The sequence below is a fragment of the Streptomyces sp. NPDC001153 genome (assembly GCF_053598315.1).
In genome coordinates this window covers 76,219-84,846 of the sequence record NZ_JBSFJZ010000024.1, presented here as the reverse complement: position 1 = coordinate 84,846, position 8,628 = coordinate 76,219, and the positions used below count along the sequence as shown (strand labels likewise).

The following is an 8,628-nucleotide window of genomic DNA, read 5'->3' as shown; positions in this document are numbered from 1 at the left end:
GTTCGCGGTTCGCGGTTCGCGGTTCGCGGTTCGCGGTTCGCGGTTCGCGGTTCGCGGTTCGCGGTTCGCGGTTCGCGGTTCGCGGTTCGCGGTTCGCGGTTCGCGGTACCGTCGACCTATCACGTGACAAGTTGGCTGACAACCCTTCAGATCGGCTCGGCTCCGGCGGACCGCTCCACCGTAACGAATCACGCAGGCCGAGCCCAGGCTCAGGGTGGGCCGGGCGACGGCACAAGACCGAGTCGCTGGGCTCGTAGCACGGTGCCCAGACGGTCTCGGGTGCCCAGCTTGCGGTAGATGTTCTCGACGTGCTTGTGCACCGTGCGGACGGAGATGCCCAGGCGGCGGCCGATGGCGTCGGCGGTGAGCGCGTCGGTGAGCAGCAGCAGGACGGTCGTCTCGCGCGGCGTCAGCGCGCAGTCCGCCGCCCGCTCGTCCGGCGCCCCGCCCGGGCCGAGCCCGCGCCGCCACTCCTCCAGCAGCCGCCGCTGCCGCTCGACGGCCGCCAGAAGCGGCTGCGCGCGCTCCGCCAGGGCGAGATGGTCGTCCGTGAAGTCGGTACCGGCGCGGTAGACCAGGCAGCCGGTGACCGGGGCGGTCCGCTCGGGCAGCGGCAGGCCCAGCACGTGGTCGACGTCGAGCGCCTCGCCGAGCAGGCGCGCCGTGCGACTGTCCGGCCAGCGGCGCCCCGCCGCCCGACGGGCGGTGACGGGCGTCCGGTCGGTGCTGTTCGCGTAGTGGTGGGCGAAGGGATGGCCCGCGCGGAGCAGGGCCAGCTCCGCCGCCCCGAGCCGCTCCAGCTCGGCGGCGGCAGCATCGGGTGCCGCACCGATCGTGCCCGCGTGCTCGCTCCAGTCGTCGAGTTTGTGGATGACCGCCTCACCGTCGCACAGGTCCGCCAGGGCACCGGCGAGCATCGGCCACAGGCGCGCGGGCTCCCGTTCGTGGAGCGCTGCCACGGCGACCGCCGTCATGCGTTCGTAGGCCCTGTCCAGCCCCACCTGTGCCTCTCGGTTGCCTCGCGGCCCGCCCTCCCGGTCCGCGTACGTACTTGTACGCATACCCCGCCTGCCCGGGCTGTCGCACACTGCAACCTGCGGCACCGGCCTGTGCGGACGGACGTCCGGCGGGCCGCCGGCACGGGGGAACGGCGGCCCGTCCGGTGTCGTACCCCTTCGCCCCTCACTCCTCACTCCTCACTCCGACCGGAGCACCCCGTGCTATCCGGACCAGGCCGCGAGGCAGAGCGCGCGGTCCACCTCCTCGGTGTAGCGGGCCGCCGCCAGCCAGGCGCGGGCGAAGCGGTCCGGGTCTGTGGGCAGAAGGCGGCCGAACACATCGCGGGAGCGCTCCGCTGCCGCCGCGTGCAGTTCCTCCAGCAGACCGCCCGCCGTGGCCAGCCCGGCCCGGCTCAGCCGCCGGGCGTCGGCGCCCGGGTCGCCGGGGAAGGACAGCACCCGCCGACCGCCCGAGACCGCCTGCTGGACGCGGCGGCGCAGCAGATGGACCGGCGCCTCCTCGCGACTCGGCGCCGTCTGCACCGGGGAGGCGGGCGCGGTGGGCAGATCCGCTCGCTGCAGCCGGTCCAGCCCCATGTCGACCCGAGCACCCGACCGCGCCGGATGCTCGGTGGCGAGGAGCTGGGCCCGGGGGTGCGGGGCCGGGGTGAGCCGGGCGACGACCCGGAGCGTGGCCCCCCGAGCGGCGGCCAGCAGACGCAGGTTGTCCCGGTGCGGAAGCGCGGGGTGGTCATGGGCGGCGGTGAGCCGCAGTACGACACCGTCGCATCCGGCCTGCAGACAGTCGCCCGCCGCCTCCACCGCCGTACCGAGCAGGGTGACCTCCAGGAACAGCAGGTCATGGCCGCCGTTCAGCGCACGGCTCAGCTGCTCGGCCACGGGGACGGCCCAGAGCCGGTCCAGCGGTTCCTCGCGCCATCCGGCACCGGACGCCCCGACGGCCCGCACGCCGGCGCCCGCCCCGAGCCGGCCGGTGGGGGAGACCGTGGCCCCCGACACCGCGAGTCCCGCACGGGACAGCTCCCGGTGGGTCAGGGCCGTGTCACCGAGCCGGACCGCCCGGTCGGCCGCGCCCACCGCACGCCCGGCACCGCCCGGAGCGACATCGGACACCTGGTACAGCCGCCCCTGGGCGTCGGCGGTCCAGGTGACGGCACCCGCGTAGCCGCTCGCGGTGAGCACCGGCTCGGAGAACAGGCCGTACAGCCGCAGTGAGCCGTCCGGCCGGTACGGCTGCCGTGCCGTGCCGCGCAGCCCGGCCAGCTCGGCGCCGGTGGCATGCGGGACGCGATGGGCCACGGAGAGGACGTCACACAGACCGCCGACCAGGTCGGCCAGGCGGAAGGCCGGGTCGGCCGCGCGGGCCGCCCGCAGCGCGGTGACCACGGAGACGGCCGAGGCGGCGGCCCGGTGCAGGCCCGCGAGCCGCGCCGTGTGCGCGGCCCGCAGCAGCTCCGCCTGCGGCACCGCGCCCGCCCCGTCCGCACCGGCTTCGAGCACGGCGGCCGCGGCGGCGCGAAGCGCGAGGGCGGCGGAGCGCTGCGCGGCATCGGCCGACTCGGACTCGCCCCGTTCGGGTGCGGGGCCGGCCGTCTGTGTGGCGAGATCTGTCGTCGCGACGCCGGCTGTGTCCGTGCCCCTTGGTCCGTGGGTGGCGGGAGCCGATTCCGGACAAGCGACCGCTTCCTGCGTGGCGGGGGCCGAATCCCGCTCGCGCACCTCGGAGTCGGTGTCGTCCGCGATCGGGGCCGACGAGGCGGCCGCCGCACGGTGGAGACAGTCCGGGGCCAGCAGGCAGCCGCAGCGGATGCCGTCGGCGCTGGTCACCGTGCCGGCAGGGGCGTGCAGTTCTAGGTCGGTGTCGTCGTCGACGGCGATGCGCACCGTGTCGCCGTCACGCACGGTGGGCCGGTCCGCCAGCTTGGCGATGCCCGCGTCGAGGCGCTTGCGCAGCCGGGGCGACAGCGCCGCGACGAGTCCGGCGGTCACGGACGGGGCGACCGGCGGCAGATCCGGCCTCATACCCTGCGGCATGCCCTGGCTCGTGTCCTGCCTCATGTCCTGGCTCATGCGATCTTCTCCCCTACCCAGCGGGCGAGTTCGAGCGGACTGAGAGCGGCCACGGGCATGCCCGCCGAGACCAACTGGCCCGCCACGCCGGTGGAGTAGCGCGGGCGGCCCGCGTCGTCGAGGCTCGCGCAGCCCAGCACATGACAGCCGGCACCGACCAGGGCGCGGACCTCGGCGAGCAGCCCGCCGACCGGGTAGCCCTCCTCGAAGTCGCTGACGACCACGACGAGCGTGCGCGAGGGCACGGTCACCAGTTCGCGTGCGTGCCGCAGCCCGGCGGCGATATGGGTGCCGCCGCCGACCCTGACCTCCAGGAGGAGGGAGAGCGGATCCGCGACATGGTCGGTCAGGTCGATCACCTCGGTGGAGAAGGCCAGGAAGTGCGTGGACAGGGTGGGCACCCCGGCCAGCACCGAGGCGGTGAGCGCCGCCCAGATCGTGGACGGCTCCATGGACCCCGACACGTCGGTGACCAGGATCAGTCGCCAGTCGGCCGAACGCCGGGCGCGACTGCGGAAGACGGGCCGTTCGGGTACGACCCGGACCGTGCCGTCCGGCATCCTGCGGGCGGTGGCCAGGTTCGCCCGCAGGGTGCGGGGCAGGTCGAGGCCGCCGCCGGCGCGTCGGCCCGGGCGGGGCAGAGCGGTGCCGTGCAGCGCGGGGCGCAGCCGGGTCGCCAGCTGCCGGGTCAGGGCGTCCACCAGGCGCCGCACCAGCGGACGCAACGCCGCCAGCCGGGCCTCGGGCAGGCCGCCGGCGTGCCGCAGCACCGAGCGCAGCAGGTCGACCGACGGCCGTACGCTGTCCGGATCCAGCTCGGGGAACACGTCCGGCCGGCCGGACGCCGCAGCCGCCGCCAGCACCTCCTCCCGGATACCCGGGCCGAACAGCGCCGCCAGCTCCTCGGACCACTCCCGCACCCCGGGGTACGGCGCACCGCGCCCGCCACCGGATCCTGCGCCGCCCCGGCCGGAGAGATCTCCACGGCTGCCCTCGCCGTGTCCACTGCCGTACAACTCGTCCAGAGCGGTCGCCAGGCGCCGCGCCGGGCCGGGCAGTTGCCTGCTCCTGCGGCCCAGTACCAGACGCCATCGGTCGGCCGGGGCGAGCTGATGGTGGCCCTCAGTGATGCCGAGGGGGAGGGGCGGCGCGGAATCCTCGGTGTTCGTCACGGCGCCGGCCTCGAGGGCCTCGGTGGTCTCGGCGGACCGGTGAGGCGGGAGGAGTCCCAAGGCGGCCAGGGTCTCGCGGGCCGCGAGGTCGGCGCGGGTCCACGCGGCGAGGGTCGCGGGATCGACGCCGCCGGTGTCGTCCGGACGCTCTCCGCCCAGACGCTGCTCGACGGTGGCCAGCAGCCGGTCGCGGGCGGCCGGGCTGAGCGTGTCGAAGCCGCCGCGCAGCGCCGGCAGCCGGTCGAGGAAGTCCCGGTCGGACAACTCGGCGATCCGGCGCAGCAGCGGTTCCAGCGCGGGCGCCGCCGACTCCAGCAGCGGACCGGCCGCGCTCAGCAGACCGGTCAGCCGCGCGGTGAGCGCCGCCCGGGACCCGGCATCGCAGGCACCATCCACCCAGGAGGCAACCCGGTCGCCGAACGCCTGTGCCTCCTCGTGGCCCAGCAGCACCCGTACGGCTCCGGCGGCGCCCCGCATCAGCGGGGAACCGTCTGCCGCCAGCCGGGCGAGCGCGTCGGTGAGCCGTATGCCGCCCAGCGCGTCGGCGCGGTGGGCGAGTTCCAGCAGGGCGTGTGCGGCGGCCGGGTCCTCGGAGCCGGTGAGCCCGTCGACCTGGCGCACCGCGGCGGCGGTCAGCAGTCCGGCTACGGCAGCCGCCCGCGCCGTACGTTCCTCGTCCCTGCCGAGTCCGGGGATGTGCCCGGCCCGCAGCCGGTCCAACAGGGCGAGACCCGCAAGGAGTTCGGGCAGTGTGCCGGAGGTCGGCAGCACCTCGGCGGTGTCGGCCAGCCGCTCGTCCGCGAGCTCGGGCAGGCCGCATTCCGCCGCCTGTTGCAGCCCCCGCAGGGTCTGCGCCGCCGTGGGGCCGCCCTCGTCGCGCTCGACGCGTCGGTCTTCCCGCAGCACACCCTCGGCGGCCTGCGCCGGCGTGACTCCGCGCAGGCCGGCCGCGGTCAGCATGGCCGCGGTGGCCGGTGTCCAGCGCACCTCCCAGCGCGAGGTGAGCGCGTCGGCTCCGCCCGTGCCGGCGACCGCCTGCGGCTCGCCGTACGGCACCGCGCACACGGCCAGGCGCCGCAGCAGGAGTTCACGGCGGCGGTCCAGTTCCGAGCGGAGCGGGTCCAGGCGCAGGTCCCGCGCGGCCCCCTGACCCGAGTCCGCCGGGCCGGGCAGCCCCAGCTCGGCGAGTTCCGCCTCGACCGCCGGGGCCAGTCCGCAGCGCGGCGCGTCCGGGGCCGGGCGGCCGGTGCGCGTCCCGACGAGCACTCTCTCCATCGCCCGGGCCACGGCCCGGCCCCGCCCGTACGGCTCGCCCTGCGCGAGCACCGTCTGCACCGCCTCGACCAGCTCACCCCGCCCCGCCGCGGGCAGCCCCCGCAGCCGGGCGAGATCACCGGCCAGCCGCGAGATCTCCCGTGCGTCGGCGGGCCCGGAGGGATGGCCCAGCGCCCGCAACTCGGCGCACACCCGCACGGCGGCCCGCGTCAACGCGTCCTCCAGCGCGACCGGGTCACCGGCCGCGTCCAGCACCAGGTGCTGCCACTCCGGGTCACGGATGCCGGCCGGATAGCCGGAGCGCTCGTCGAGCAGGGCGTAGCTGTAGGGGATGAGGGAGGTCGTCCACTCCGGGGCGGGGCCCTGGGCTGTCCCGGCAGCGGGAGCCCGCGCCGCCGCCACGGCGTCTTCGCCGCCGGCCGGTTCCAGGAGCGCCGGGGCGTGGAAGGCGCCGACGAGCACGGCGGCGCGCTCCCCGTTCGCCGTGGCCGCGGCGAGGCACGATCGCATCCATCGCTCGCGCCGCAGGTCCAGCTCCGGCACCCCGCCCGAGGCCGACGCCTCCTCCCGCAGCGCCCACCCCGTCAACAGCGCGGCCCGCCGCAGTGCCTCCGGCGGAGAACCGGGAGCGGTGGCCTCGACGAGCCGGTCCCACAGGTCGTCACCTGGGCGGCCGGTGAGCCGAGAACGCAGGACCGAGGTGAGCCCGGCCGCGGCAGACCCGACGACGGACTCACTGACCGTGACGGCAGGGGCGCCGGGCGTTCCGGGCAGCTCGGCCGCGTGCGGGGTCGGGGTGGTGGGCGTCCCGGCGTACCCGTCGGTCTCCAACTCCCGTACTTCCGTCTCCCGGTCCGGCCCAGGCGCCCCCGTCCAGGCCCGGTCTGCCAGCGGCAGATCGCATGCGATCACCGGTACCCCATGCCGCGCCGCCCAGCGCACGGCCACCAGTTCCGGAGAGAAGTCCGCGAAGGGATAGAACGCCGGGCCCCCGGTCCCGTCCCCTGGCGCGGCGGCGAGGGCGACCGGAGCCCTGGTCTCCTCGTGGGCGAGCCAGGGCAGCCAGTCCTGCATCTCGGCGGGGAGCTCGACCAGCAGCACCTCCGGCCGGGCCGCGTCCAGCAGCGCGGGCACGGCCGCGGCGAGGGAGGGCGAGTGGTGCCGTACTCCGATGAGACAGGGCACGCCGGGGTCGGTCAGGGCGGCTATGGCGGTTTCCGGATCGGCGAAAGCCGCAACGCCGGTCTCCGGGCCAGTGACGGCCACAGAGTCCGCCTCGGGACCGGCGACCGTCGCGGAGTCCGCCTCGGGACCGGCGATGGCCGAGGAGCCCGCGTCGGGATCGGCGATGGCCGAGGAGTCCGCCTCGGGACCGGCGATGGCCGTGGAGTCCGCGTCGGGACCGGCGATGGCCGAGGAGGCGCCCTCCGGACCGGCCACAGCCGCGGAGCCCGCGTCGGGACCGGCGATGGCCGAGGAGTCCGCCTCGGGACCAGCGATGGCCGTGGAGTCCGCCTCGGAATCGGCGATGGCCGTGGAGTCCGCCTCGGAATCGGCGATGGCCGAAGAGGCGACCCCCGGACCGGTCACAGCCGCGGAGCCCCCGTCGGGGCCGGGCTCCGGCACGGCCGACGCGGCGAGTGGAGAGACAGGGGACACGGCCGTCAGCCCTCCAGGACCGTGCGCAGGTCCCACAATGTGCGCCAGGTGGCCGAACCCTGCTCGGCGCGGCGCCGGACCGGGCCGTCCCAGTAGCCGCGCAGCCGCGCCGCGTCCGCCGGGTCGTCCTTGCGTACGACGCCGAGCAGATGGCCGGGCAGCAGCCCCAGCACGTCCCGGTCACCCGGGAAGTACGCCGCGGCCAGCCCCAGCGCGCCCGCCACGGACACGGCCTCCGCGGTGCTCATCACCGTGGACGGCCGCTCCACCTCCCAGCCCTCCGCCGACCGGCCCTCCCGCAGATCACGGAAGACGGTGACCAGGGCCTCCAGGACGGCGTCGTCCACCTGGAAGGGCGCACCCGCCCGTTCCACCGACGCCCGGGCCTGGCCGCGCACCAGTGCCGTCTCGGCGTCGAGGTCCGCGATGGGGCCGACCGTCTCGAAGTTGAAGCGGCGCTTGAGCGCGGCCGACATCTCCGAGACGCCCTTGTCCCGCAGGTTGGCGGTGGCGATGAGATTGAACCCCGGCGCCGCGTGCGCCAACGCGTCCTCGCCGCCCGCCAGTTCGGGTACGGCGATGCGCCGCTCCGACAGCAGCGACACCAGGGAGTCCTGCACCTCGGGCAGACAGCGGGTGACCTCCTCGACGCGGGCGATCGCACCCCGGGTCATCGCGGTGAGCACCGGCGACGGAACGAGTGCCTGCCGGCTGGGCCCCTGCGCGAGCAACAGGGCGTAGTTCCAGCCATACTTGAGCTGGTCCTCGGTGGTACCGGCCGTTCCCTGCACGACCAGTCCGCTGGTACCGCACACGGCGGCCGACAACAGCTCCGACAGCATGGACTTGGCCGTGCCGGGCTCGCCGACCAGCAGCAGGCCCCGCTCACCGGCCAGCGTCACGACACACCGCTCGACCAACGCGCGGTCGCCGACGAACTTACTGGTGATCTCCAGCCGACGCGGCACGCCCTCCGGCGCCTCGGCGGCGTCGGGCAGCCGCAGCGCCCGGCCGCCGCTGCCCATGACGAAGGTGACGACGGCCCGGGGCGTGAGCCGCCACGCGGGCGGCCGGGGACCGGAGTCGTGGGCGGCGAGGAAGGCCAGTTCGACGGCGTACCGGTCCTCGGGCGGGACGATCTGACGGGTCGCGTCGGGCGCGAGTGCGGTGGTCATCGGCGGGATTCCTTCGAGGCGCTGCTGGAGGAGGTCGGAGGGGGCACGCGGCCGGACGGCGCGGCGAGAGCAGGGCGGCCGGCGGCCGGGGCGGCCGGGAACGGAGGGTGGGCGGCCCAGGAACGGGGGCGGGCGGACGCCGACGCGGAGGAGTCCGGCGCGGAGGAGTCCGGCGCGGCGGAGCCCGGCCCGGCGGAGCCCGGCCTGGCGGATTCGGGCCCCTTGCACGCCGGCGCGGCGGATTCCGGCTCGAAGGAC

Annotated in this window: 4 protein-coding genes; all 4 read right to left on the bottom strand. The window is 76.1% G+C overall.

Annotation, left to right across the window (positions count from 1 at the left end):
- Positions 1–209: 209 nt before the first annotated feature.
- On the bottom strand, positions 210–974 hold the full coding sequence (locus ACWDEN_RS26410; protein ID WP_450860281.1) for a LuxR C-terminal-related transcriptional regulator: 765 nt from the start codon (positions 972–974) through the stop codon (positions 210–212).
- A 246-nt stretch (positions 975–1,220) separates the two neighbouring features.
- Positions 1,221–3,041, bottom strand: coding sequence for a hypothetical protein (locus tag ACWDEN_RS26405; protein ID WP_450860280.1), 1,821 nt, complete (start codon positions 3,039–3,041; stop codon positions 1,221–1,223).
- 44 nt (positions 3,042–3,085) lie between these two features.
- Positions 3,086–6,802: a vWA domain-containing protein gene (locus tag ACWDEN_RS26400; protein ID WP_450860279.1), complete on the bottom strand. Its 3,717-nt coding sequence runs from the start codon at positions 6,800–6,802 to the stop codon at positions 3,086–3,088.
- Positions 6,803–7,200: 398 nt separating this feature from the next.
- On the bottom strand, positions 7,201–8,370 hold the full coding sequence (locus ACWDEN_RS26395) for an ATP-binding protein (RefSeq protein ID WP_450860264.1): 1,170 nt from the start codon (positions 8,368–8,370) through the stop codon (positions 7,201–7,203).
- Positions 8,371–8,628 lie beyond the last annotated feature (258 nt).